This is a genomic window from Streptomyces cucumeris (genome assembly GCF_024295805.1).
In the GTDB taxonomy this organism is placed as follows: Bacteria; Actinomycetota; Actinomycetes; order Streptomycetales; family Streptomycetaceae; genus Streptomyces; species Streptomyces cucumeris.
Map to the genome: position 1 here is coordinate 294,218 of NZ_JANCLX010000004.1, position 22,601 is coordinate 316,818.

General features: G+C 70.8%; 19 protein-coding genes and 1 pseudogene. 11 read left to right on the top strand and 9 right to left on the bottom strand.

Annotation, left to right across the window (positions count from 1 at the left end):
* Positions 1-339: 339 nt before the first annotated feature.
* The gene (locus NMK44_RS08235; protein ID WP_254739924.1) at positions 340-1,176 is read left to right on the top strand and encodes an HAD family hydrolase; all 837 of its coding nucleotides are present in this window, start codon (positions 340-342) and stop codon (positions 1,174-1,176) included.
* Positions 1,177-1,607: 431 nt separating this feature from the next.
* On the opposite strand, the gene NMK44_RS08240 is transcribed toward NMK44_RS08235, so the two are convergent.
* Positions 1,608-2,426 carry a Fic family protein gene (locus tag NMK44_RS08240; protein ID WP_254739926.1) on the bottom strand — a complete coding sequence of 273 codons (819 nt, stop codon included), beginning with the start codon at positions 2,424-2,426 and terminating at the stop codon, positions 1,608-1,610.
* Between the two features lie 102 nt (positions 2,427-2,528).
* On the opposite strand from NMK44_RS08240, the gene NMK44_RS08245 reads away from it, so the two are divergent.
* Positions 2,529-3,530 (top strand): ATP-binding protein, encoded by a 1,002-nt coding sequence (locus NMK44_RS08245; protein ID WP_254739928.1) that lies wholly within the window; start codon positions 2,529-2,531, stop codon positions 3,528-3,530.
* Here the strand turns inward: NMK44_RS08245 and NMK44_RS08250 are convergent.
* Positions 3,511-5,286: a hypothetical protein gene (locus NMK44_RS08250; RefSeq protein WP_374215249.1), complete on the bottom strand. Its 1,776-nt coding sequence runs from the start codon at positions 5,284-5,286 to the stop codon at positions 3,511-3,513. The two genes, NMK44_RS08245 and NMK44_RS08250, sit on opposite strands and share 20 nt — an antisense overlap.
* Positions 5,287-5,856: 570 nt before the next feature.
* Here NMK44_RS08250 and NMK44_RS08255 point away from each other — a divergent pair.
* The 6 genes and pseudogenes from NMK44_RS08255 to NMK44_RS08280 all read left to right on the top strand — a co-directional run.
* Positions 5,857-6,969, top strand: a pseudogene (locus NMK44_RS08255) (carbonic anhydrase); the annotation flags it as partial.
* A 116-nt stretch (positions 6,970-7,085) separates the two neighbouring features.
* Positions 7,086-9,047, top strand: coding sequence for an acetate--CoA ligase (acs, locus tag NMK44_RS08260; protein ID WP_254739930.1), 1,962 nt, complete (start codon positions 7,086-7,088; stop codon positions 9,045-9,047).
* Positions 9,048-9,246: 199 nt separating this feature from the next.
* Positions 9,247-10,638, top strand: a complete 1,392-nt coding sequence (gene nhaA, locus NMK44_RS08265; RefSeq protein ID WP_254739932.1) for a Na+/H+ antiporter NhaA — start codon at positions 9,247-9,249, stop codon at positions 10,636-10,638.
* Positions 10,639-10,743: 105 nt separating this feature from the next.
* Positions 10,744-11,235, top strand: coding sequence for a phage holin family protein (locus NMK44_RS08270; protein ID WP_254739934.1), 492 nt, complete (start codon positions 10,744-10,746; stop codon positions 11,233-11,235).
* Complete coding sequence (locus NMK44_RS08275; protein ID WP_254739936.1) at positions 11,232-12,158, top strand: alpha/beta fold hydrolase; 927 nt, start codon at positions 11,232-11,234, stop codon at positions 12,156-12,158. The genes NMK44_RS08270 and NMK44_RS08275 overlap by 4 nt, the downstream gene beginning before the upstream one ends.
* Before the next feature lie 186 nt (positions 12,159-12,344).
* Positions 12,345-12,548: a hypothetical protein gene (locus NMK44_RS08280; RefSeq protein ID WP_254739938.1), complete on the top strand. Its 204-nt coding sequence runs from the start codon at positions 12,345-12,347 to the stop codon at positions 12,546-12,548.
* Positions 12,549-12,680: 132 nt separating this feature from the next.
* Here NMK44_RS08280 and NMK44_RS08285 read toward each other — a convergent pair whose 3' ends face one another.
* From NMK44_RS08285 to nth, 3 genes are read right to left on the bottom strand one after another with little or no spacing between them, the layout of a single operon-like run.
* Entirely contained in the window at positions 12,681-13,880 is a 1,200-nt protein-coding gene (locus tag NMK44_RS08285; RefSeq protein WP_254739940.1) for a MarP family serine protease, read from the bottom strand.
* 12 nt (positions 13,881-13,892) lie between these two features.
* Positions 13,893-14,576 (bottom strand): NUDIX hydrolase, encoded by a 684-nt coding sequence (locus tag NMK44_RS08290; protein ID WP_254739942.1) that lies wholly within the window; start codon positions 14,574-14,576, stop codon positions 13,893-13,895.
* Complete coding sequence (nth, locus tag NMK44_RS08295) at positions 14,573-15,526, bottom strand: endonuclease III (RefSeq protein WP_254739944.1); 954 nt, start codon at positions 15,524-15,526, stop codon at positions 14,573-14,575. Before nth ends, NMK44_RS08290 begins: the two co-directional genes overlap by 4 nt.
* Positions 15,527-15,775: 249 nt before the next feature.
* Here nth and NMK44_RS08300 point away from each other — a divergent pair, with 249 nt between their 5' ends.
* Positions 15,776-16,450: a Crp/Fnr family transcriptional regulator gene (locus NMK44_RS08300; RefSeq protein ID WP_014061749.1), complete on the top strand. Its 675-nt coding sequence runs from the start codon at positions 15,776-15,778 to the stop codon at positions 16,448-16,450.
* Positions 16,451-16,801: 351 nt separating this feature from the next.
* On the opposite strand, the gene NMK44_RS08305 is transcribed toward NMK44_RS08300, so the two are convergent.
* The 4 genes from NMK44_RS08305 to sp36 all read right to left on the bottom strand — a co-directional run bounded on the left by NMK44_RS08305 (position 16,802) and on the right by sp36 (position 19,648).
* Positions 16,802-17,632: an MBL fold metallo-hydrolase gene (locus NMK44_RS08305; RefSeq protein WP_254739946.1), complete on the bottom strand. Its 831-nt coding sequence runs from the start codon at positions 17,630-17,632 to the stop codon at positions 16,802-16,804.
* Positions 17,629-18,717, bottom strand: a complete 1,089-nt coding sequence (locus tag NMK44_RS08310) for an NUDIX hydrolase (protein WP_254739948.1) — start codon at positions 18,715-18,717, stop codon at positions 17,629-17,631. Before NMK44_RS08310 ends, NMK44_RS08305 begins: the two co-directional genes overlap by 4 nt.
* Positions 18,718-19,028: 311 nt before the next feature.
* The gene (locus NMK44_RS08315; protein ID WP_254739950.1) at positions 19,029-19,493 is read right to left on the bottom strand and encodes a RidA family protein; all 465 of its coding nucleotides are present in this window, start codon (positions 19,491-19,493) and stop codon (positions 19,029-19,031) included.
* The gene (gene sp36, locus NMK44_RS08320) at positions 19,490-19,648 is read right to left on the bottom strand and encodes a Sp36 family protein (protein ID WP_020129281.1); all 159 of its coding nucleotides are present in this window, start codon (positions 19,646-19,648) and stop codon (positions 19,490-19,492) included. Before sp36 ends, NMK44_RS08315 begins: the two co-directional genes overlap by 4 nt.
* Positions 19,649-19,720: 72 nt before the next feature.
* On the opposite strand from sp36, the gene bagA reads away from it, so the two are divergent.
* Both bagA and bagB read left to right on the top strand, forming a co-directional pair.
* The gene (gene bagA, locus NMK44_RS08325; protein WP_254739952.1) at positions 19,721-20,698 is read left to right on the top strand and encodes an ATPase BagA; all 978 of its coding nucleotides are present in this window, start codon (positions 19,721-19,723) and stop codon (positions 20,696-20,698) included.
* Positions 20,699-20,780: 82 nt separating this feature from the next.
* Positions 20,781-22,154 (top strand): ATPase BagB, encoded by a 1,374-nt coding sequence (gene bagB / locus NMK44_RS08330; RefSeq protein WP_254739954.1) that lies wholly within the window; start codon positions 20,781-20,783, stop codon positions 22,152-22,154.
* Positions 22,155-22,601 lie beyond the last annotated feature (447 nt).

The following is a 22,601-nucleotide window of genomic DNA, read 5'->3' on the forward strand; positions in this document are numbered from 1 at the left end:
GACAACTCAGCAGTTGTGAATATCCCAGTCACCTAAACCAGTGACTTCCAGAGAGCAGCCTAGCGATTACGCACGGTTACCGTTCAGGCTGGTGGGGAGGACGGGTCACCAGGAGCCACAGGAGAGGGCGCGATCTGATGAGAACACCCGAAAAAGCGTCCGGACATGCGACGACCCCCGCCGGGGGGGAGAGCGGGGGTCGTCCCCACGGCCGACTCGGGGGGGGGAGGAGTCGGGCCGGGTTAGCACGGTCGCGAACGATCCGTGACTTCCATGGTGTACCCGAGAGCCTTCTCAGGCAAACCCACGCGCCTCAGCTTACGCCGAATGGTGGGCCCTATGCTCGGCGTCGTGGAAAACCACTCCTTGCCTCGGACAGCCGCCTTCTTTGACCTGGACAAGACGGTCATTGCGAAGTCGAGCACGCTCACCTTCAGCAAGTCCTTCTACAAGGGTGGTCTGATCAGCCGCCGGGCCGCACTGCGCACCGCCTATACGCAGTTCGTCTTCCTCGCCGGCGGGGCCGATCACGAGCAGATGGAGCGGACGCGCGAGTACCTCTCGGCGATGTGCCGCGGCTGGAATGTCCAGCAGGTGAAGGAGATCGTCGCGGAGACCCTGCACGATCTGATCGACCCCATCATCTACGACGAGGCCGCCTCGCTGATCGAGGCCCATCACACCGCCGGGCGCGATGTGGTGATCGTCAGCACCTCGGGGGCCGAGGTCGTGGAGCCGATCGGCGAGCTGCTCGGTGCGGACCGCGTGGTGGCCACCCGTATGGTCGTCGAGGACGGGGTGTTCACCGGCGAAGTGGAGTACTACGCCTACGGTCCGACCAAGGCCGAGGCAATCGCCGGGCTCGCCGAGTCCGAGGGATACGACCTCTCGCGCTGCTACGCCTACAGCGATTCGGCCACCGATCTGCCGATGCTGGAATCGGTAGGCCACCCCCACGCGGTGAACCCGGACCGCGCCCTGCGCCGCGAGGCGGCGGCCCGCGGCTGGCCGGTGCTCTCCTTCAACCGCCCCGTCCGGCTGAAGCAGCGGCTCCCCTCACTCTCGATGCCACCGCGCCCGGTGCTGGCCGTGGTCGCCGCGGTGGGCGCGGCCGCCGCCACCGCGGGCCTGGTCTGGTACGCCAACCGGCGCCGCGCACTGTATGCCCGGATTTGAGAGCAATAGCAAAGATCTGCGGCAGGGGGTTCCACTTGGCCGCTCGCAGGAGTAAAAAGGAATCGACGGCCCGCGAGACCAGGGGATCCGGGAGGAAACCCCCAGACGCACCAAGGCCCCACGGACCGAGCACGAATGTCGGGCACCCACGCGACGCCGACCCGTCGATTACGGGCCAGCCGCACCAGGTAACGGGCAAAGATCCCGGCCTGATGGGCAAATATTTGTGCACGCATGGTAACCCGGCGGACGTGCCAGCGGCGGTACCCTCGTGGTACCGCCGCAACTCTGTGTCGGGGCCCAACTCCACCCCGGTCCCGCGCCGTTCGGGCGCCACCCGACCCCGTCACCGGAGGCTCCCGCAGAGCGGTCGTCAGACCACCGTGGCCTCCGCAGCCCGGCCGCCGGAGGCTCGCCGCCAGGCCGCACCGTCAGGCCGCGCCGCGCTGAAGCGCCTCGCACACCGCCGTGCTCTCCCGCACCCCGAGTTCAACCGCCCGCCCGCAGTGCGCGATCCACGCCGCCATCCCCTCCGGCGTCCCGGACACATAGCCCTCCAGCGCCGCCACATACGACGCGGCCCCCTGCTCGGCGTGCCCCACCTCGGCGGGGCAGATCGACTTCGGATCCAGCCCACTGCCGACCAGCACGATCCGCTCGGCCGCTCGCGCCACCAGACCGTTGCAGGAGACGAAGGGCCGCAGCGCGAGCAGTTCACCGTGCACCACGGCCGCCGTGACCAGCGCCGGGGCCTCGGTCCCCGCGAGCACCAGCCGCGCCAGCCCGTCGAGCCGCCCCGCGACCTCGTCCGCGCCCGGCGGCTCGGGACCGATCAGCGGCTCGTCCACCCGCTCACCCGCCTGACGCGGGCGGCCCACCGTGTCATCGGTGCCGGTCCCCCCTGCAGCGACCAGGTGCAGCCGCGCCAGCACCCGCAGCGGCGACTGGCGCCACACGCTCAGCAGCTGCCCCGCCTCGGCGGTCAGCCGCAGGGCCGCGCCCACCAGGTGCGGTTCACCCGCGTCGCCGAAGTCGGTGCGGCGGCGCACCTCTTCCAGCGCCCAGTCCGCTCCGGCCAGCGCCGCGGAGCCACGCGCTCCGCGCAGTGCGGCCTCGGAGGTGACCTCGTTGCTGCGGCGGCGCATCACACGATGGCCGTAGACCCGGTCCACGGCCGTACGCACGGCGTCCACGGACTCGGCCACGCCGGGCAGCGCGGCCAGGGCGGCGAGCGGATCTGTCGTACTCATGAGTACGACCCTACGCACCCACCGCCGGACGCCCCTCGTTGGAGTGGTCTTCTTCACGTAAATCCCTCATCGAAGAGGATCACTCACCTACGCTAGGTGAACATGAAGATCGCTTTCGTAGGCAAGGGTGGCAGCGGGAAGACCACGCTGTCGTCGCTGTTCATCCGCCATCTCGCCGCCACCCGTGCCCCTGTCGTCGCCGTCGATGCCGATATCAACCAGCACCTGGGCGCGGCGCTCGGCCTCGACGAGACGGAGGCCGCCGCACTGCCCGCCATGGGCGCCCATCTACCTCTGATCAAGGACTACTTGCGCGGCGAGAATCCCCGGATCACCTCTGCCGACACCATGATCAAGACAACACCGCCCGGTGAGGGATCGCGGTTACTGCGGATCGACGAGGACAATCCGGTCTATGACGCATGCGCCCGGACCGTCCGGCTCGGCGACGGGGCGGTGCGGCTGATGGCGACCGGCCCCTTCACCGAGTCCGACCTCGGTGTCGCCTGCTACCACTCCAAGGTCGGCGCGGTCGAGCTGTGCCTCAACCATCTCGTCGACGGCAGGGGGGAGTTCGTCGTGGTCGACATGACCGCGGGCAGCGACTCCTTCGCCTCCGGTCTGTTCACCCGCTTCGACATGACGTTCCTGGTCGCCGAGCCCACCCGCAAGGGCATCGCCGTCTACCGCCAGTACAAGGAGTACGCCCGGGACTTCGACGTGGCGCTGCGCGTGGTGGGCAACAAGGTGCAGGGTCCCGAAGACCTCGCCTTCCTGCGCGCCGAAGTGGGCGATGACCTGCTGGTGACCGTAGGCCACTCCGACTGGGTCCGGGCGATGGAGAAGGGCCGCCCGGCCCGCTTCGAGGAGTTGGAGGAGCCGAACCGCGTGGCGCTGCGGACGCTCCATGCTGCGGTGGACGCCTCCTACGGCCGGCGCGACTGGCAGCGGTACACCCGTCAGATGGTCCACTTCCATCTGAAGAACGCGCAGAGTTGGGGCAACGCGAAGACGGGGGCCGACCTGGCCGCCCAGGTGGACCCCGCCTTCGCGCTCGATGAGTTCGCCAGGGGCGCGGCCGCGGCTACTCCTGCTCCCGCCTAGCCGATTCGTCCTCGTCATACCCCAGTGCGCGGTCCGATTCCTGGCCGTCGGAGTCATCGGCGCCGTCGGAATCGCCGTAGCGCTCGGACTCCTGGTATCCGTCCGGCTCCTGGTATCCGTCCGGCTCCTCGTAGCGGTCGGAATCCTGGTAGTGGTCGGATTCCCGGTAGGCCCCAGGCTCTTCGTCACGCTCGGACGGGCCCTCCCGGTCGGGAGCCTGGCTCCGCTCGGAGCCGTCCTCCCGGCCGGAGCCGTACTCCCGCTCCGTGTCCTCCCGCTCGCCTCCGCCGGAGTTCCGGCGGGGGCTGTCGTCCCGGTCGCGCCCCCCTTCCCCGTCGGAACCCTCCCGCCGGTCGGAGTCCTCCTCCCGGCGGGGGCTGTCCTCGCGGCCCGGCCGGTCGTTGCGCCTGGGTTCGTCCTCGCGGTCCCGGTGGCCCTTGCGCCCGTGATCGTCGTCCCGTTCCCGCTCGGCCGGGGCGGCCGAGCGCGGGAAGGTCGGCTCGGCGGCCAGGTAGCTCTTCCAGCCACCCTCCGGCCGCTGTCCGACGTCCACCTGTCGCAACTTCTCCAGGACCATGGGGTTCTGCGCGTCCAGCCAGTCGGCCAGCTGCTTGAACGACACGCAGTAGACGCCTTCGCGCGGGCAGACCTCCTTGATGACCTCCTCGACGGCGCGCATGTAGGTCCCGCCGTTCCAGGACTCGAAGTGGTTGCCGATGAAGAGCGGTGCGCGATTGCCCTCGTAGGCCCGGTCGAAGGCGGCGAGCAGACCGTCGCGCATCTGGCGGCCCCAGCCGGCGCGCTTGGACTTCTTGCCGTTGGTCGAGGAACCCGACTGGTTGGCCAGGAAGTTGTAGTCCATCGAAAGGGTCTCGAACGAGCGGCCCGGAACCGGGATCTGCTGGAGCGGGAAGTCCCAGATTCCATCGATCTTGCGCGGCCACACCTGGAGACCGCCGACGGAGCTCGCGTCGTAGCGCCAGCCCATCTCCTTCGCGGCCCGCAGGAGGTTCTTCTGTCCCTCCAGGCACGGGGCGCGGCCACCGACGAGCTCCTTCTCATAGTCGAAGGGCAGCGGTTCCTCGTCCTCCAGGCCGGTGTTGGTCTTCCAGTTCTTCACGAACAGCTCGGCCTGCCGGGTCTCGCTCATCCACTCGTCCGGCGTCCAGGTCCCGACACCGTCGTCGGGACCGCAGAAGTGGCCGTTGAAGTGGGTGCCGATCTCGTTGCCGTCCAGCCAGGCGCCCCGCAGCTGCTCCACGGTGTCCCGGATGCCCTCGACGTCGTTGAAGCCGATGGACGAGGTGCCGCGAGGATGCCTCGGCGGATCGTAGAGGTCCCGCTTCTCGTTGGGCAGCATGTAGACGCCGCTGAGGAAGTAGGTCATCGTCGCGCCGTACTTCTTCCCGACCTCGCGGAAGTGGGAGAACAGCTTCTGCTCGTCCTGACCCGCACCGTCCCACGAGAAGACGACGAACTGCGGTGGCTTCTTGCCGGGCTGGAGCGTCTCGGTCTTGAACCGGTTCGGCTGCGGGCCGGTGTAGGCGGTCGAGCCGTCGCCGATGAGGCGGAGCACCTTTCCGGCGTGGTCCGGGTGCTCCGGCACGGCGGGGCCCTTCTGCGGGCGTTCCCGATCGTTGGGCCCTCCGCTGCCCGCGGCGTTCTCCCCGTCTCCGGAGTCCCCCGAGCAGTTGGCCAGCGCCGCGAGCGCCGCCATGACGGCGAGCCATGCAGTGACGTTTCTCCTGACCCTCATACCGCCACCTCGTCCCTCTTGTCTCCCTTGCCCCGGGAGCTCCGGCCGGATGGGAGCCAACCTCGCACGGACCGAGAAAAAGACAGAGCATGACAAGGCATTTCAAATGACTATTCACCCGATAGATGGAATATCGGCACAGTCGACCGCAAAATGCTTCCCGCCGACTTTACTCAGCATTACCATTCATTTACCAACGCTTGGGATTTGAAGAAGCGCCTCGGCGCTGTGCCCTCGACGCCGCGTTGCCTCCGCGACCACACAGCCCGGCGAGAACCGGAGAGGACGGGAATGGTGAAGTTCTTGGACCGGCGCGACCGGGACGACTGGAGCGACCGGGACGACCGGGGCGCTCGGAGAGACCGGGGCGCACGCCACAAGGCGTTCGCCGTCTCGATCGCCGTCTTCCTGATCGCCGTTCCTCTCGCTTCGGGTATCGCACTGGCCGCCGGAGCCCCGCTCGAGGCCGGGCTGATGGCCTCCGTCGGCGGCGGCGCTGTCGCCGTGCTGCTCGGCGGCCTTCCCCTGCGCCGGGGGCGGGACGGCGGCACACACCGCGACACCGCCGGTCATCGGCAGACCGTCCGTGATGGCCAGCCCCTCCCTGACGGCGGGGCGGGGCGGGCTCGCGCGGAGCCGTCGGGCACCCATGGCTGTCGGCCATGGGTGCCGTGGCGGCACCACCGGTGCACCCACCCCGGTGCGACGGAAGGCCCGGGTGGCAGACATGGCGGCGGCCAACTGCTCGGCGGGGTGAGCGCGTTCCAGCGCAACACCGCACCGCTGGTGCGCGACGAGCTGGCTCGGCTGGCGCGGGAGGGACAGCGGCCCGGTCAGCTCTTCCTCACCTGCGCCGACTCCCGTCTGGTGACCAGCATGATCACCTCCAGTGGGCCCGGCGATCTGTTCACCGTGCGCAATGTCGGCAATCTGGTGCCGCCACCGGGCACCGATGGCTCCTGCGATTCGGTGGGCGCGGCGATCGAGTACGCGGTGGAGGTGCTGAAAGTCAGCAGCATCACGGTGTGCGGCCACTCCGGATGCGGGGCGATGCAGGCGCTGCTGGACGCGTCCGCGTCACCCCAGGAACCGGCACTGGCGCCGGGGCCGACACCGGAAGCGACACCGGAAGCGACACCGGCACCGGCACCGAGAGCGGCAGCGGCTCCGGCACGATCGTCGGCACCGGCTCCTGACCGACCCGAGGCCGCCGACGCGTCCACACCCGCCACCGCCCCCGAGGAGCCAGCCGCGGCGCGGATCTCAGGGGGTGCGGCCGACGGCTCCCCCGGGCAGACTCCACTGGTGCGCTGGCTGCGCCACGCTCGTCCCGGGCTGGCCCGGATGGCGCGGATCGGACGGCTGGGCCGTGGCGAGGTCGCCCTGGCCGACCGGCCGGTCGCCGATGACCTGGAGCGGCTCGCGCTGATCAATGTGATGCAGCAACTCGACCATCTCCGGTCGCACCCATGTGTCGCCCGGCGGGCGGCTGAGGGCGGGCTGACCCTGCACGGGATGTACTTCCATGTGGCAGAGGCCCAGGCGTATGTACTGGACGGCGGGTCAGGACGGTTCCGTGCGGTCCGGCCGGTCGACGGCGCGCCGGTGGCCACCGCCTGTATGGAGACGGACACCGACGGCGCCCCTCGCGAGGCCGTCCCCGACGCGTTGGGCGTGAAGTGATCAACAACGCACTATAGGTCTAAACCAATTTTGGTCAACAACCCTTGTCAGGGTGCACCGCGGGCTGATGAGCTAAGGCCCTGGACACAACGGACACCCTGGGAATGGGAGATGTCGTGAGTAACGAAAGCCTGGCCAACCTTCTTCGGGAGGAGCGTCGCTTCGCGCCGCCCGCCGAGCTTGCCGCCAACGCCAATGTCACCGCTGAGGCGTATGAGCGGGCGAAGGCGGACCGCCTGGGCTTCTGGGCCGAGCAGGCCCGTCGGCTGACCTGGGCGACCGAGCCGAACGAGACACTCGACTGGTCCAACCCGCCGTTCGCGAAGTGGTTCGCCGACGGCAAGCTCAACGTCGCGTACAACTGCGTGGACCGCCATGTCGAGAACGGCCTGGGCGACCGCGTCGCGCTCCACTTCGAGGGGGAGCCCGGCGACACCCGTTCCCTGACCTACGCGGACCTCCAGCGCGAGGTCTCCCAAGCGGCACACGCCCTCACCGAGTTGGGGGTCCAGACGGGCGACCGGGTCGCCATCTACATGCCGATGATCCCCGAGACCGTCGTCGCGATGCTCGCCTGCGCCCGTATCGGCGCCCCGCACTCGGTGGTCTTCGGCGGCTTCTCGGCCGACGCCCTCGCCACCCGGATCAAGGACGCCGACGCCCGCGTCGTCATCACCTCCGACGGCGGCTACCGCCGCGGCAAGCCCTCCGCGCTCAAGCCCGCCGTCGACGAGGCGCTGACCCGTCCCGGCACCGAGGACGTGCGCAGTGTGCTGGTCGTCCGGCGCACCGGCCAGGACATGGAGTGGCACGAGGGCCGCGATGTGTGGTGGCACGAGATCGTGGACCGCCAGCCGGAGCAGCACACTCCCGAGGCGTTCGACGCCGAGCACCCGCTCTTCATCCTCTACACCTCGGGCACGACCGGTAAGCCGAAGGGCATCCTGCACACCACCGGCGGCTATCTCACCCAGATCTCCTACACCCACCACGCCGTCTTCGACCTCAAGCCGGAGTCGGACGTCTACTGGTGCACGGCGGACGTCGGCTGGGTCACCGGCCACTCGTACATCGTCTACGGCCCGCTCTCCAACGGCGCCACCGAAGTGCTCTACGAGGGCACCCCGGACACCCCGCACCAGGGCCGCTGGTGGGAGATCGTCCAGAAGTACGGGGTCAGCATCCTGTACACCGCCCCGACCGCGATCCGCGCCTGTATGAAGTGGGGCGACGACATCCCGGCCAAGTTCGACCTGTCGTCACTGCGGATCCTCGGCTCGGTCGGCGAGCCGATCAACCCCGAGGCATGGGTCTGGTACCGCAAGCACATCGGCGGGGACCGGACGCCCGTGGTGGACACCTGGTGGCAGACCGAGACCGGCGGCATGATGATCACACCCCTGCCGGGCGTCACCACCACCAAACCCGGTTCGGCGCAGATCCCGCTCCCGGGCATCTCCGCCACCGTCGTCGACGACGAGGCCAACGAGGTGCCGAACGGGGCGGGCGGCTATCTGGTGCTCACCGAGCCGTGGCCGTCCATGCTCCGCACGATCTGGGGCGACGACCAGCGCTACCTGGACACCTACTGGGCCCGCTTCGAGAACCGCTACTTCGCGGGCGACGGTGCCAAGAAGGACGACGACGGCGACATCTGGCTGCTCGGCCGGGTCGACGACGTGATGCTGGTGTCCGGCCACAACATCTCCACCACCGAGGTCGAGTCGGCGCTCGTCTCCCACCCGAAGGTCGCCGAGGCCGCGGTGGTTGGCGCGACGGACCCGCAGACCACCCAGGCCATCTGCGCCTTCGTCATCCTGCGCGGTGGCGCGGCCGAGGACGAGGGTCTGGTCGAGGAGTTGCGGGCGCATGTCGCCAAGCAGCTCGGCCCGATCGCCAAGCCCAAGCGGATCCTCCCGGTGGCCGAGCTGCCCAAGACCCGCTCCGGCAAGATCATGCGCCGTCTGCTGCGCGATGTCGCCGAGAACCGTGCCCTGGGCGATGTCACCACGCTCACCGACTCCTCCGTCATGGAGTTGATCCAGAGCAAGCTGCCGTCCGCGCCCAGCGAGGACTGAGCGGCCGGATCCGCGCACCGGCTCCAGACCGGCGCACTCTCCAGGGGCGTCCCCGGCCGACGGGGGCGCCCCTCGCGCATCCGGGTTAAAGTTGGGGTCGGTCGCGTCAAGAACGCGACAAGATGAAGAGGCGCGCCGGGAAGTCTGGTCGGCACACAGGACCTGTGTATCCGTTCCACCGACCCCAGGAGGCTCCCCCGTGGCCGCGCCCTCCCGCCGCACCTTCCTCGGACGCCAGTCACTGCCCGAGCGGACGTTCGTCACGGACGCGCTGCGCACCGAGACCGTCGGCGGCGTCATCCTCCTCGTCGCCGCGATCGCCGCGCTGATCCTCGCGAACACCCCGCTCAGCGGCTTCTACACCGACGTCAAGGACTTCTCCTTCGGTCCCGGGGCGCTGCATCTGCATCTGTCGGTCGCCTCCTGGGCCACCGACGGGCTGTTGACCATCTTCTTCTTCGTGGCGGGCATCGAGCTCAAGCGGGAGCTGGTCGCCGGAGAGCTGCGCGACCCCAGGGCGGCCGCCCTGCCCGTGGTCGCCGCTGTCTGCGGAATGGCCATCCCCGCGCTGGTCTACGTAGCCGTCGACGCGGCCGGGGGCGGCAGTCTCCAGGGCTGGGCCGTGCCGACCGCCACCGACATCGCCTTCGCACTCGCCGTCCTGGCCGTCATCGGCACCGCACTGCCCGCCGCCCTGCGTGCGTTCCTGCTCACCCTCGCCGTCGTCGACGACCTCGGCGCGATCCTGATCATCGCGGTCTTCTTCACCAAGAGCATCCACATCCTGCCCCTGGTGCTGTCCTTCGCCGGGCTCGCCGTCTTCTGGCTGCTGCACCGCAAGGGTGTGCGCGGCGCCTACATCTACGTACCGCTCGCCGTGGTGATCTGGGCCCTGATGCACGCCAGCGGGGTGCACGCGACGGTCGCGGGCGTCGCGATGGGCCTGATGCTGCGCTGCACCGTGCGCGAGGGTGAGGAGCGCTCCCCCGCCGAGCGCATCGAGCACCGGGTGCGTCCGCTGTCGGCCGGGCTGGCCGTACCGCTGTTCGCCCTGTTCGCGGCCGGGGTGCCCCTCTCCAGCGGTGCGGTCGCGGACGTCTTCACCCGCCCCGAGACGCTCGGCGTCGTCCTCGGCCTGGTCGTGGGCAAGACCATCGGTGTCTTCGGCGGCTCCTGGCTCGCCGCCCGCTTCACCAAGGCCGAGCTCAACGAGGATCTGGCCTGGGCGGATGTGCTCGCCATCGCCTCGCTCGCCGGAATCGGATTCACCGTCTCGCTCCTCATCGGCGAACTCGCCTTCTCCGAGGACGTGGTGCTCGCCGAGGAGATCAAGGCGGCGGTGCTCATCGGCTCGCTCTGTGCCGCCCTGCTCGCGGGCGTCCTCCTCAAGCTGCGCAACAACACGTACCAGCGACTGTGGCAGGAGGAGAACCGGGACGACGACATGGACGGCATCCCGGACATCTATGAACTCGACAGTCCGGAGTACCACCTTCGGATGGCGGCGATCCACGAGGCGAAGGCGGCCGAACACCGGCGGCTTGCCGAAGTGGCTGCCGCTGGGGACTCCGGCGACGATGGTCCGGCATGATCTGAGAGGCTTGACATCCGCGGAACGGCGCAGAAGAGGCAGTAGGCGCGCACGACGCGGCGCATCGCAGGAGCGGAAGACGCACAAGAGCAGAGGGAGATGGCGATGAGCGCAGCCGATGACAGCGGCAACCGCGGCCTCGGCCAGGACGACGGCGGCAACCGCAGCCTCGGCCAGCTGATGGCCTCGGCGACCACCGAGCTGTCCGCGCTGGTGCACGATGAGATCGCGCTGGCCAAGGCCGAGCTCCGGGTGGGGGCCAAGCGCGCCGCGGTCGGCAGCGGTGCCGGGATGGCGGCCGGTGTGCTGCTGCTGTTCTCCCTGCCGGTGCTCAGCTTCGCCCTCGCCTACGGTCTGCGCTCCTGGACCGGCCTCGGTCTCGCCTGGTGCTTCCTGATCGTGGGCGGTATCTACTGGCTGATCGCGGGCATCCTGGGCTTGCTGGCGATGGTGAAGTTCAAGAAGGTCAAGCCGCCGAAGCGGTCCATCGCCTCGTCCAAGGAGACGGCCGCGGTCCTGGGCAGCGTCAAGCCGCATCCGCGCGCCTCGAGCAACGGCGGACGCTCCGTACGGGATGTGACACGCTCATCGGCATGACCGTCCCTGATACCTCCGCGTCGGTCGTCCGGCCCGACGGCCCCTGGACCCACCGGGACGTCGCGGCCAACGGCGCGCGCTTCCACATCGCCGAGCTGGGTGACGGCCCGCTGGTGATGCTGCTCCACGGCTTTCCGCAGTTCTGGTGGACCTGGCGGCACCAGCTGACCGCCCTCGCCGACGCCGGTTTCCGCGCGGTCGCCATGGACCTGCGCGGGGTGGGCGGCAGCGACCGCACCCCCCGTGGTTACGACCCGGCCAACCTCGCGCTCGACATCACCGGGGTGGTGCGCTCGCTCGGTGAGCCGGACGCCGCGCTCGTCGGCCATGACCTGGGCGGATACCTGGCGTGGACGGCCGCGGTGATGCGGCCGAAGCTGGTCCGGCGGCTCGCGGTGTCCTCGATGCCGCATCCGCGCCGCTGGCGTTCGGCCATGCTCGCCGATATGCGGCAGAGCGCCGCCAGCTCCCATATCTGGGGCTTCCAGCGGCCGTGGCTGCCCGAGCGCCGGCTGGTCGCGGAGGACGCGGCAGCCGTGGGAGAGCTGATCCGCGACTGGTCCGGCCCCCAGCTGCCCGACGACGAAGCGGTGGAGATCTACCGGCGGGCGATGTGCATCCCGTCCACCGCGCACTGCTCGATCGAGCCGTACCGCTGGATGGTGCGTTCGCTGGCCCGGCCCGACGGCTTCCAGTTCAACCGGCGGATGAAGCGCCCGGTGCGGGTGCCGACGCTGCATCTGCACGGATCGCTCGACCCGGTGATGCGCACCCGCAGCGCGGCGGGCTCCGGGGAGTACGTGGAAGCGCCCTACCGCTGGCGGCTCTTCGACGGCCTCGGGCACTTCCCCCATGAGGAGGACCCCGCTGCCTTCTCCACCGAGCTGATCAGCTGGCTGAAAGATCCGGAACCGGACCGCTGAGCGTCCGCCGGTGTCCGTGTCGGGCCTGGTCGAGCACCGCTCAGTGGGGTCCGGTGTGCGGATAGCGACCACCCCATGGCCGCCGTACGAACAGGTGTCTTACGAACAGCCAATTGCCCGGCGCATAGGCCAATTGCCGCAGCCAGTGGCGATTACGGACCTTGGGCCAGGGGCAGACTCCGGCGTATGGGCTGGACTCACGACTACCGTGACGCACCAAGCGGCCGCGGCTCCGAAGCCGCCGCTGCTGCCAATGCCGCGCTGACCGTTTCCGAGCGGGGCGGCTCCGGGCCTGTCCAAGGCCATGACCCCGATATCGGGATTCCCCGCATCATCCGCCGCCGCGCCCGCTGGGTGTCGGCCCGGCTGCGCCATCCACGCAGCCGCTAGCACCACCGGCACCGCCACCACCAGTACTCTCACCGTCACCGACGGCAGCTTCGGCATGCCCGGCATGCCCGGCAGCATGAGGGCACGCCGCTGGGGGGCGCGCCCCGTGCTCCGCCGGCGGCGGGAGGCTCGCTAGAGGGCGCACCCCTGGCTGTCCACCGGCTGCTCGGCCGTGCGCCCTTCCTCGGCGTCCTTGGCCACCTCGTCCGCGGTCAGCGCGTACCCGGTGTCCGCGTCGTCGAGGGACTTGGCGAAGACCACGCCGTAGACCCGGCCTTCCGGGGTGAGCAGCGGGCCGCCGGAGTTGCCCTGGCGCACGGTCGCGTACAGCGAGTACACATCGCGGTTGACGGTGCCCCGGTGGTAGATGTCCGGGCCATTGGCGTCGATGCGGTCACGGACCCGTGCCGCGCGGACGTCGAAGGCGCCGTTCTCCGGGAAACCGGCGACGATCGCGTCATCGCCGCTGATCGCGTCCTCCTGGTTGAACTGGAGCGCCGGCGCGCGCAGCGACGGCACGTCGAGGACCGCGATATCGCGCTTCCAGTCGTAGAGCACGACCTTCGCGTCGTAGAGCCGGCCCTCGCCGCCTATCTGCACGGTCGGCTCGTCGACCCCGCCGACGACATGCGCGTTGGTCATGACCCGGTTCGGGGCGTAGACGAAGCCACTGCCCTCCAGCACCTTGCCGCAGCTGGCGGCGGTGCCGACCACCTTCACGATGCTCTCCTGCGCGCGGCCGGCCACCGGGGACCGGGCGAGCGCGGGGTCCGGCTGCGGCACCGAGGTGATGCGCTCATTGGCGAAGGGCGAGAAGACCTGCGGGAAGCCGTTCTGGGCGAGCACCGAGGAGAAGTCGGTGAACCAGGGCTTCGCCCCCTTCGGGACGACGTGGTCGACCCCGAGCAGCACCTTCGAGTTCCGGACCTCCTTGCCGACGGTGGGCATCGAGGTCCCGGCCACCAGGGAGCCGATCAGCCAGGCGACCATGAGCATCGCCAGCACGTTCACCAGAGCGCCGCCCGTGGCGTCCAGGGCGCGCGCCGGTGACCAGGTGATGTACCGGCGCAGCTTGTTTCCCAGGTGGGTGGTGGCGGCCTGGCCGACCGAGGCGCACACGATCACCAGGGCCACGGCCATGACGGCGCCGAACGTGCCGGGGGACGCTCTGTCCGTCGCGCCGTCCCAGATGACCGGGAGCAGATAGACCGCGACCAGCCCACCGCCGATGAACCCCGTCACCGACAGCACACCGACGACGAAGCCCTGGCGATAGCCGATGATCGCGAACCAAACGGCGGCGAGCAGCAGCAGGAAGTCCAGCACGTTCACCGAGACACCGTCTCATGCACGCCAGTCGAGTGGGACGCGCTTGGCGCGGTCCCAGGACTGCTCCCAGCCCGCGAAGTGCAGAATGCGATCGATCACTCCGGCGGTGAAACCCCAGACCAAGGCGCCCCCGACCAGGAACGCGGGCCCTGTGTGACCGCGCGGATGCACAGCGGTCGCCCGATTCGTCGGATCCGTGAGATCCGCCACGGGAACGGTGAAGACGCGGGCCGTCTCGGCCGGATCCACCGGGCCGACCGGGCTTGGACGGTGCCACCAGCCCAGTACCGGGGTGACCACGAAGCCGCTCACCGGGATGTAGAGCCGGGGCAGCACGCTGAAGATCTGCACCCCGGCGGGATCGAGACCGGTCTCCTCCTCGGCCTCGCGCAGGGCGGCGCGCAGCGGCCCCGTCCCGTCCGGATCGCCGTCCTCCGGGTCGAGCGCACCCCCGGGGAACGAGGGCTGGCCCGCATGGGAGCGCAGCGAACCGGACCGCTCCATCAGCAGCAGCTCGGGTCCGCGCGCGCCCTCCCCGAAGAGCACCAGCACGGCGGACGGACGGCCTCCGGCTCGCGGCGGCAGAAACCGGCTGAGCTGGGTCGGCTCGATCGTCTCGGCCGCGCGGGCCAGGGGCAGCAGCCATTCGGGGAGCCCCTGGGCGCTGACCCGCGCCTCTCCGCCGTAGGTGCTCGTCACTCGGCGGCTCCCAGCGGTGCCGCCGGACGGCCCGGGTAGTCGGCCGGAGGGCGCAGCCGCTGACCGGGCTGGCCGCCCATCTCGTACTTCAGCAGCTTCTTCGCCTTGTCCGGGTCGGTCTCGCCCTCGCCGTAGGACGGGCAGAGCGGGGCGATGGGGCAGGCGCCGCAGGCGGGCTTACGGGCGTGGCAGACGCGGCGGCCGTGGAAGATGATGCGGTGCGAGAGCATCGTCCAGTCGCTCTTGGGGAAGAGCGAGGCGATCTCCGCCTCGACCTTCTCCGGGTCCTCCTGGTCGGTCCACTTCCAGCGCCGCACCAGCCGCCCGAAGTGGGTGTCCACGGTCAGCCCCGGCACCCCGAAGGCATTGCCGAGCACCACATTGGCCGTCTTGCGGCCGACGCCGGGCAGCGTCACCAGGTCCTTCAGCCGACCCGGCACCTCGCCGCCGAAGTTGTCCCGCAGTGCGGCGGACAGCCCCAGCAGCGATCGGGCCTTCGCGCGGAAGAAGCCGGTCGGCCGGATGAGCTGCTCCAGGGCCTCCGGGTCGGCGGCTGCCATGTCCTCGGGGGTCGGATAGGCGGCGAAGAGCGCGGGGGTGGTCTGGTTGACCCGCAGATCTGTGGTCTGGGCGGACAGCACCGTGGCGACCAGGAGCTGGAACGAGTTCTCGAAGTCCAGCTCGGGGTGGGCGTACGGGTACACCTCGGCGAGCTCGCGGTTGATCCGGCGGGCCCGGCGGACGAGGGCGGTCCGGGACTCGGGCTTGGTGCCCCCGGACGACGAGGCGGTCTTGTGCCGGGACGGGGAGGCGGGGGCGGCCTTGGACGCGGCGGTGGAGGTGCGCGCGGCGCCCTTGGACGTGGCGGCCTTGGAGGCGGCGGTCTTGGACGTGGTGGATTTGCGCGGCTTCGCCGCTTTCGTCGACTGCCTGGGGCCTTGTTCGCCCACAGCGGAATTGCGAGGTGCGGTCACCCGTCCGGCCCCCTTGCCCTGTGCTCTCACCGGCGTATTGGACACCCGGCCAGCCTAAGCCCAGCCACCGACATCCGGCCCGGCCAGAGCGGAGAGGGCGCCCAATCGGACCCCTGCCGTTCGGTCCGGAAGACCGGTGCGTCAAACTTGTGATTGATCGCACTGTTTTACCGTCCGGCATCATGGGGACGACGGTCCCCTGTGCATGTCGACAAGGAGAGACTCGTGGACGACGTTCTGCGGCGCGCCCCGCTCTTCGCGGCGCTCGATGACGAGCAGGCCGCTGAGCTGCGCGCCTCCATGGGAGAGGTCACCCTCGCGCGGGGTGACGCACTCTTCCACGAAGGGGACCCCGGCGACCGGCTGTACGTGGTCACCGAGGGCAAGGTGAAGCTCCACCGCACCTCTCCCGACGGCCGCGAGAACATGCTGGCCGTACTCGGCCCCGGCGAGCTGATCGGCGAGCTGTCGCTGTTCGACCCCGGCCCGCGCACCGCGACCGCCACCGCCCTCACCGAGGTCAAGCTGCTCGGCCTCGGGCACGGGGACCTCCAGCCGTGGCTGAACGCCCGGCCCGAGGTCGCCTCCGCGCTGCTGCGTGCCGTGGCCCGGCGACTGCGCAAGACCAATGACCAGATGTCCGACCTGGTCTTCTCCGATGTCCCCGGTCGCGTCGCACGCGCCCTGCTGGACCTCTCGCGCCGGTTCGGCGTGCAGTCGGAGGAGGGCATCCATGTCGTCCACGACCTGACCCAGGAGGAGCTGGCCCAGCTGGTCGGCGCCTCCCGCGAGACCGTCAACAAGGCGCTCGCGGACTTCGCAGGCCGCGGCTGGCTGCGGCTGGAGGCCCGTGCGGTGATCCTGCTCGACGTCGAGCGCCTGGCGAAGCGTTCCCGCTGACGGAAGTCGCTTCCCGCACCGCGGAAGACATCGCCGAAGGGCCCTGCCGGATCTCCCGGCGGGGCCCTTCGGCTGTTCGGTTCGATCCGACGCGCGTTCATTCCGACGCGGCTTGCGCCGGTTCATTCACGGACCGGGCTCGGGACGCGCCCAGGGGCGCCCGGAACCCTCCCGGGCGGCCGGGAGCCCGACCCGAGCCCGCGGCCGCGCCCAGCGCGCCTCCGGACACCTTCACGCGGGCGCACGCACCATCGCAGGGGGCGCGCGTTCATCCAACCCGCGCCCGCACCGCCCCATACGCCCCGCACCATCCGCTCAGCACCCGCCCAGCGCCCGCGCAGCGCCCACCGCTCAGATCAGCCCGTGCTCCCGGAGGTACTCCAGCTGGGCCCGGACCGACAGCTCCGCCGCGGGCCAGAGCGACCGGTCCACCTCCGCGTACACATGCGCCACGACCTCGGAGGGCGTGCGGTAGCCGTCCTCGACGGCCGTCTCCACCTGCGCCAGCCGGTTCGCCCGGTGCGCGAGGTAGTACTCCACCGCGCCCCGCGCGTCGTTCAGCACCGGTCCGTGGCCCGGCAGCACCGTGGACACCCCGTCGTCCACCGTCAGCGAGCGCAGCCGGCGCAGTGAGTCCAGATAGTCGCCGAGCCGTCCGTCCGGGTGCGCGACCATGGTCGTACCGCGCCCGAGCACCGTGTCCCCGGTGAGCACGGCCCCGTCCGCCGGGAGGTGGAAGGAGAGCGAGTCGGCCGTATGGCCTGGCGTGGGCACCACCCGCAGCTCCAGTCCGCCGGTGGTTATGACGTCCCCGAGCTCCAGCCCCTCGTCGCCGAGCCGCAGCGCCGGGTCCAGGGCGCGCACCCGCGTCCGCGTCAGCTCGGCGAACCGCGCCGCGCCCTCCGCGTGGTCCGCGTGGCCGTGGGTGAGCAGCGTCAGCGCGACCCGCTTGCCCGCGCGCTCCGCCGTGGCGATGACCTCGGTGAGGTGGCCGTCGTCCAGCGGCCCCGGATCGATGACCACGGCGAGGTCCGAGTCCGGTTCGGCGACGATCCAGGTGTTGGTGCCGTCCAGCGTCATGGGCGAGGGGTTCGGAGCCAGGACGCAGACGGCCCGGTCGGTGGCCGGGCCGCCGATCACGCCTCCGCGCGGCTGGCCGGGCAGGGCGGCTGCGTCGGTCATGCGGAGGACCCTCCCGTGGTGCCCGTCCGGATGTGCTTGGTGAACTCGTCGTGTCCCGGCCAGCTCAACACCAGCTCGCCGTTCTCCAGCCGCGCCTGTGCGAGGACCGGGGTCAGATCGCGGTCGGCGGCTGCGGCCAGCGCCTCGCCGACCGTGCCGTACGGCCGCAGCTGGCGCAGGGTGGCGATGGTCGGCGGCATCATCAGCAACTCGCCGCGGTCATAGCCGTCGGCCGCCTGGCCCGGCCGGATCCACACCGTCCGGTCCGCTTCCGTGGAGGCGTTGCGGGTGCGCTGCCCCCGCGGCAGCGCAGCCACGAAGAACCAGGTGTCGTAGCGGCGCGGTTCGAACTCGGGGGTGATCCAGCGGGCCCAGCCGCCCAGCAGGTCGGAGCGGAGCACCAGCCCGCGGCGGTCGAGGAACTCGGCGAACGACAGGTCCCGGGCCACCAGGGCCGCACGGTCGGCCTCCCAGTCGTCGCCCGTGGTGTCCGCGACGACCGTGTGCGGGGTGGGCCCGGCGAGCAGCACCCCCGCTTCCTCGAACGTCTCGCGGACCGCCGCGCACACGATGGCCTGCGCCTGTGTCGCGTCGTTCGCGTCGAGCCCCAGCCGCTGCGCCCACTGGGCGCGCGAGGGCCCGGCCCAGGCGACCATCCGCTCGTCGCGCGGATCGACCGAGCCGCCCGGATAGGCGTACGCGCCTCCGGCGAAAGCCATGGAGGCGCGTCTGCGCAGCATGTAGACGGCCGGGCCGTCAGGTGCGTCCTGCTCGTCGGACGCGGGTCGCCCGGGGTCCGCGGACGCGCCGCGCTCCCCGGAGTCACCGGCCTCGCCGGTCATCCCGGTCCGCCGGGTCTCCCCGGTCGCTTCGTCGGTTCCCCCGTCGTTCCCGTCGCCGCGCGCGGCACTACCGGTCCGCTCGGGCGCGTACACGCCGTCCCCGTCCCGCCCGTCCTGTCCGTCCCGCAGCAGCAGCACGGTGGCGGCCCGGCGCGGCGTCACCGGTGTGAGTTCCCCGGCGGACAACAGCCGGATCCGCTCTGGCCACTCGGGCGGGTACCACTGGCCATTCGTAGTGGACATGGCCGGATGCTATGCGTTTGCGGGCGGATGTTCGAGGGGCCCCCGCCGCACCGGGCCCGGCCCGGCGGCCGGATCCGGGTGACGCACCGGCCGGACTAGGCCGTGTCGTGTGGATCAGCTCGGGTCAGCCCGCGGCGTCTGGTGCAGGGGGCACCTCCCAGCGTTAGCTGGGGGCGGATCGCAAGGCGGAGGAGCGTCCTCGTAGTGGGCCTACTCGGATGCTCCGACAACGCAGCCGGGGGCACCTCCCAGCGGTAGCTGGGGGCGCCGTGCCAGGCGTCGCGGGCCCGAGGTGATCCACAAGACACGGCCTAGTCCGCGACCTCGACCTGGATCTCGACCTCGACCGGCGCGTCGAGCGGCAGCACCGCCACGCCGACCGCGCTGCGCGCATGCACACCCGCGTCGCCCAGCACCTGGCCCAGCAGCTCGCTCGTGCCGTTGACGACGCCCGGCTGGCCGGTGAAGTCCGCCGCCGAGGCGACGAAGCCCACGACCTTCACCACGCGCACGACCTTGTCGAGATCGCCGATGACCGACTTCACGGCGGCCAGGGCGTTCAGCGCGCAGATCCGCGCCAGCTCCTTGGCCTCCTCCGGGGTCACCTCGGCGCCGACCTTGCCGGTCACCCCCAGCGTGCCCTCGACCAGCGGCAGCTGACCCGCCGTGTAGATGTACGAACCGGTGCGGATCGCGGGGACGTACGAGGCGAGGGGAGCCGCGACCTCCGGCAGCGTCAGACCGAGCCCGGCGAGCTTGTCCTCGACGGCGCTCATGCCTTCGCCCGCTTCAGGTAGGCCACCAGCTGCTCGGGGTTGTTCGGCCCCGGCACGACCTGGACGAGCTCCCAGCCGTCCTCGCCCCAGGTGTCCAGAATCTGCTTCGTGGCGTGTACCAGCAGCGGCACGGTCGCGTATTCCCACTTCGTCATGAGCCGACTGTATATCGCTCTCCACCGGGCCCTGGTGCGTAGGCCGCGGGGCGACTGGTTAGGCTCCCCAGTGTGAGCAGGCTCCATGTCGTCAGTGGCAAGGGCGGAACCGGCAAGACCACGGTCGCCGCGGCACTCGCGCTGGCCCTCGCGGCCGAAGGCAGGCGAACGCTGCTGGTCGAAGTCGAAGGCCGCCAGGGCATCGCGCAGCTCTTCGAGACGGAAGCGCTGCCCTACGAAGAGCGGAAGATCGCGACCGCGCCGGGCGGTGGTGAGGTGCACGCCCTCGCGATCGATCCGGAATTCGCCCTCCTCGACTACCTCCATATGTTCTACAAACTGGGCTCGGCCGGACGGGCCCTCAAGAAGCTGGGCGCGATCGACTTCGCGACCACCATCGCCCCCGGGCTGCGCGATGTGCTGCTGACCGGCAAGGCGTGCGAGGCGGTGCGCCGCAAGGGCAAGGACGGGCGCTTCGTCTACGACTCGGTGGTCATGGACGCCCCGCCCACCGGGCGGATCACCCGCTTCCTGAACGTCAACCACGAGGTCGCCGGGCTGGCCAGGACCGGCCCGATACACAACCAGGCACAGGCCGTGATGCGCGTCCTGAAGTCCCCCCAGACAGCGGTCCACCTGGTGACGCTGCTGGAGGAGATGCCGGTCCAGGAGACCGCGGACGGGATCGCGGAGCTGCGCGCCGACGACCTTCCGGCGGGCGCGGTCATCATCAACATGGTGCGGCCCGCGATCCTCGACCACGACGCGGTCGAGATCGCGGCGAACGGGCAGCGCGCGGCGGTCGCGAAGGCGCTCTCCAAGGCGGGTCTGGGCGGCGCGCGCCGTGGCGGCCTCGCCGAGCGCCTGGTCGACCCGCTGCTGGAGCAGGCGCGCGAGCACGCCGAGCGGGTCGCGCTGGAGCGCAGCCAACGGGCCGAACTGTCGGACCTGGGGCTCCCGCTGCACGAGCTGGAGCTGCTCACCGACGGTGTCGACCTGGCCGGGCTCTACCGGCTGGCCGCGGACCTGCGCAAGCAGTGGCCCTCATGAGCGCGGCCCGGGACAGGGGCCGGGCGGACGAGACGGTCGGCAGGGGCTCGACGGACGGTACGAGCCGTACGCAGGAGGCGGCATGAGCATGGACGTGGCACCCCGGCTGGAGACCGACGCGCTCCTGGACGATCCGCAGACCCGCATCGTGGTGTGCTGCGGCTCGGGGGGCGTCGGCAAGACCACCACGGCGGCCGCCCTGGGCGTACGGGCCGCGGAGCGCGGCCGCAAGGTCGTGGTCCTCACCATCGACCCGGCACGCCGGCTCGCCCAGTCGATGGGCATCGACGCGCTCGACAACATCCCGCGGAAGGTGGCGGGCGTCGGCGACGGGAACGGCGGCGAACTGCACGCCATGATGCTGGACATGAAGCGGACGTTCGACGAGTTCGTCGAGGCGCACGCCGATCCGGAGCGCGCCCGGGCGATCCTGGCGAACCCGTTCTACCAGTCGCTCTCGGCCGGTTTCGCGGGCACGCAGGAGTACATGGCCATGGAGAAGCTCGGCCAGCTGCGCGCCCGCGAGGAGTGGGACCTGATCATCGTCGACACCCCGCCGAGCCGCTCGGCGCTGGACTTCCTCGACGCGCCGAAACGTCTCGGCTCTTTCCTGGACGGGAAGTTCATCCGGGTCCTGATGGCCCCAGCGAAGGTCGGCGGCCGGGCCGGGATGAAGTTCCTCAACGTGGGCGTCTCGATGATGACGGGCACGGTCAGCAAGGTGCTCGGCGGACAGCTGATGCGCGATGTGCAGACGTTCGCTGCCGCAATGGACACGATGTTCGGCGGGTTCCGCACCCGGGCCGAGGCCACCTACCGGCTGCTCCAGGCCCCCGGTACGGCCTTCCTGGTGGTGGCCGCGCCGGAGCGGGACGCGCTGCGCGAGGCCGCGTACTTCGTCGAACGGCTGGCGGCGGACCGGATGCCGCTGGCCGGGCTGGTGCTGAACCGGGTGCACGGCAGCGGGGCCGAACAGCTCTCCGCCGAACGGGCGCTGGCGGCCGCGGAGACCCTCTTCCTGGAGGACAACGCCGCCGACCCGGTGACGGACATCGCCCCGGCGACCCTCGATCCCGCGACGGATCCGGAACCGGATGCGAGCGATCCGGCCAACCCCGGGGACGGTGCGGAAAATCTTGCCGACGGCGGATTTGTCGATCGTGACTCAGGGAATGCTCAAGCGCGGAACCCCTCGGCAGCGGACCCCGACGTCTCCCCCACGTCGGCGGACACGTCGGCGGAGCGGCTCGCCGCGGGACTGCTTCGGCTGCACGCGGAGCGTATGCAGGTGCTCGGACGCGAGCAGCGGACGCACGACCGCTTCACGGCACTCCACCCCGAGGTTCCGGTGGCCCAAGTGGCCGCACTCCCCGGAGATGTACACGATCTGGCAGGGCTGCGGGCGATCGGCGAGCGCCTGGCGGACCCGCAGGAGCACACCCAGCGCGCGGGCTGACGCCTCGCTCTGACGCTGGTCGTCGGCCGACGGGCCGGCACCCGGCACGGACGGTGCGTACGGCATGGTCGCGCGCGCTCGGGCGTACGCAAGCAGGCAGGCGCGCGGGCGAAGTGCGCCCGCGCGCACAACACCGCACCGGCTCACGCCTGATGCGTGGGCGCGTTCTGTGAGTGGTGCGCGTTCCACGAGTGATGCGCTTGGTGTGCTGAGGTCGGGGCCGAGGCCGAGGGCGCCCCCCATGGCGCCCTCGCGGGCTCATAGCGTCAGCGTCGCACTCGGACGCCCGGACGCTCAGACCTCGGCGTCGCGCTCAGAAGCGGGCAGACCCCCCATAGGCCGCGGGCCGTACCGTCCGTCCTTCGGGAAACGCCTCATGGCCATCCGGCCGACGCGGTCCATGACCGCATCCGCCCATGCCCATATCGGCTCCTGGCTGACCACGAC

What these genes read in the sequence shown, in the direction of transcription:
- NMK44_RS08235 (WP_254739924.1), top strand. Translation starts at nt 340, where the DNA reads ATGCTCGGCGTCGTGGAAAACCACTCCTTGCCTCGGACAGCCGCCTTC.
- NMK44_RS08240 (WP_254739926.1), bottom strand. Translation starts at nt 2,426, where the DNA reads ATGAGTACGACAGATCCGCTCGCCGCCCTGGCCGCGCTGCCCGGCGTG.
- NMK44_RS08245 (WP_254739928.1), top strand. Translation starts at nt 2,529, where the DNA reads ATGAAGATCGCTTTCGTAGGCAAGGGTGGCAGCGGGAAGACCACGCTG.
- NMK44_RS08250 (WP_374215249.1), bottom strand. Translation starts at nt 5,286, where the DNA reads ATGAGGGTCAGGAGAAACGTCACTGCATGGCTCGCCGTCATGGCGGCG.
- NMK44_RS08270 (WP_254739934.1), top strand. Translation starts at nt 10,744, where the DNA reads ATGAGCGCAGCCGATGACAGCGGCAACCGCGGCCTCGGCCAGGACGAC.
- NMK44_RS08275 (WP_254739936.1), top strand. Translation starts at nt 11,232, where the DNA reads ATGACCGTCCCTGATACCTCCGCGTCGGTCGTCCGGCCCGACGGCCCC.
- NMK44_RS08280 (WP_254739938.1), top strand. Translation starts at nt 12,345, where the DNA reads ATGGGCTGGACTCACGACTACCGTGACGCACCAAGCGGCCGCGGCTCC.
- NMK44_RS08305 (WP_254739946.1), bottom strand. Translation starts at nt 17,632, where the DNA reads ATGACCGACGCAGCCGCCCTGCCCGGCCAGCCGCGCGGAGGCGTGATC.
- NMK44_RS08310 (WP_254739948.1), bottom strand. Translation starts at nt 18,717, where the DNA reads ATGTCCACTACGAATGGCCAGTGGTACCCGCCCGAGTGGCCAGAGCGG.
- NMK44_RS08315 (WP_254739950.1), bottom strand. Translation starts at nt 19,493, where the DNA reads ATGAGCGCCGTCGAGGACAAGCTCGCCGGGCTCGGTCTGACGCTGCCG.
- sp36 (WP_020129281.1), bottom strand. Translation starts at nt 19,648, where the DNA reads ATGACGAAGTGGGAATACGCGACCGTGCCGCTGCTGGTACACGCCACG.
- bagB (WP_254739954.1), top strand. Translation starts at nt 20,781, where the DNA reads ATGAGCATGGACGTGGCACCCCGGCTGGAGACCGACGCGCTCCTGGAC.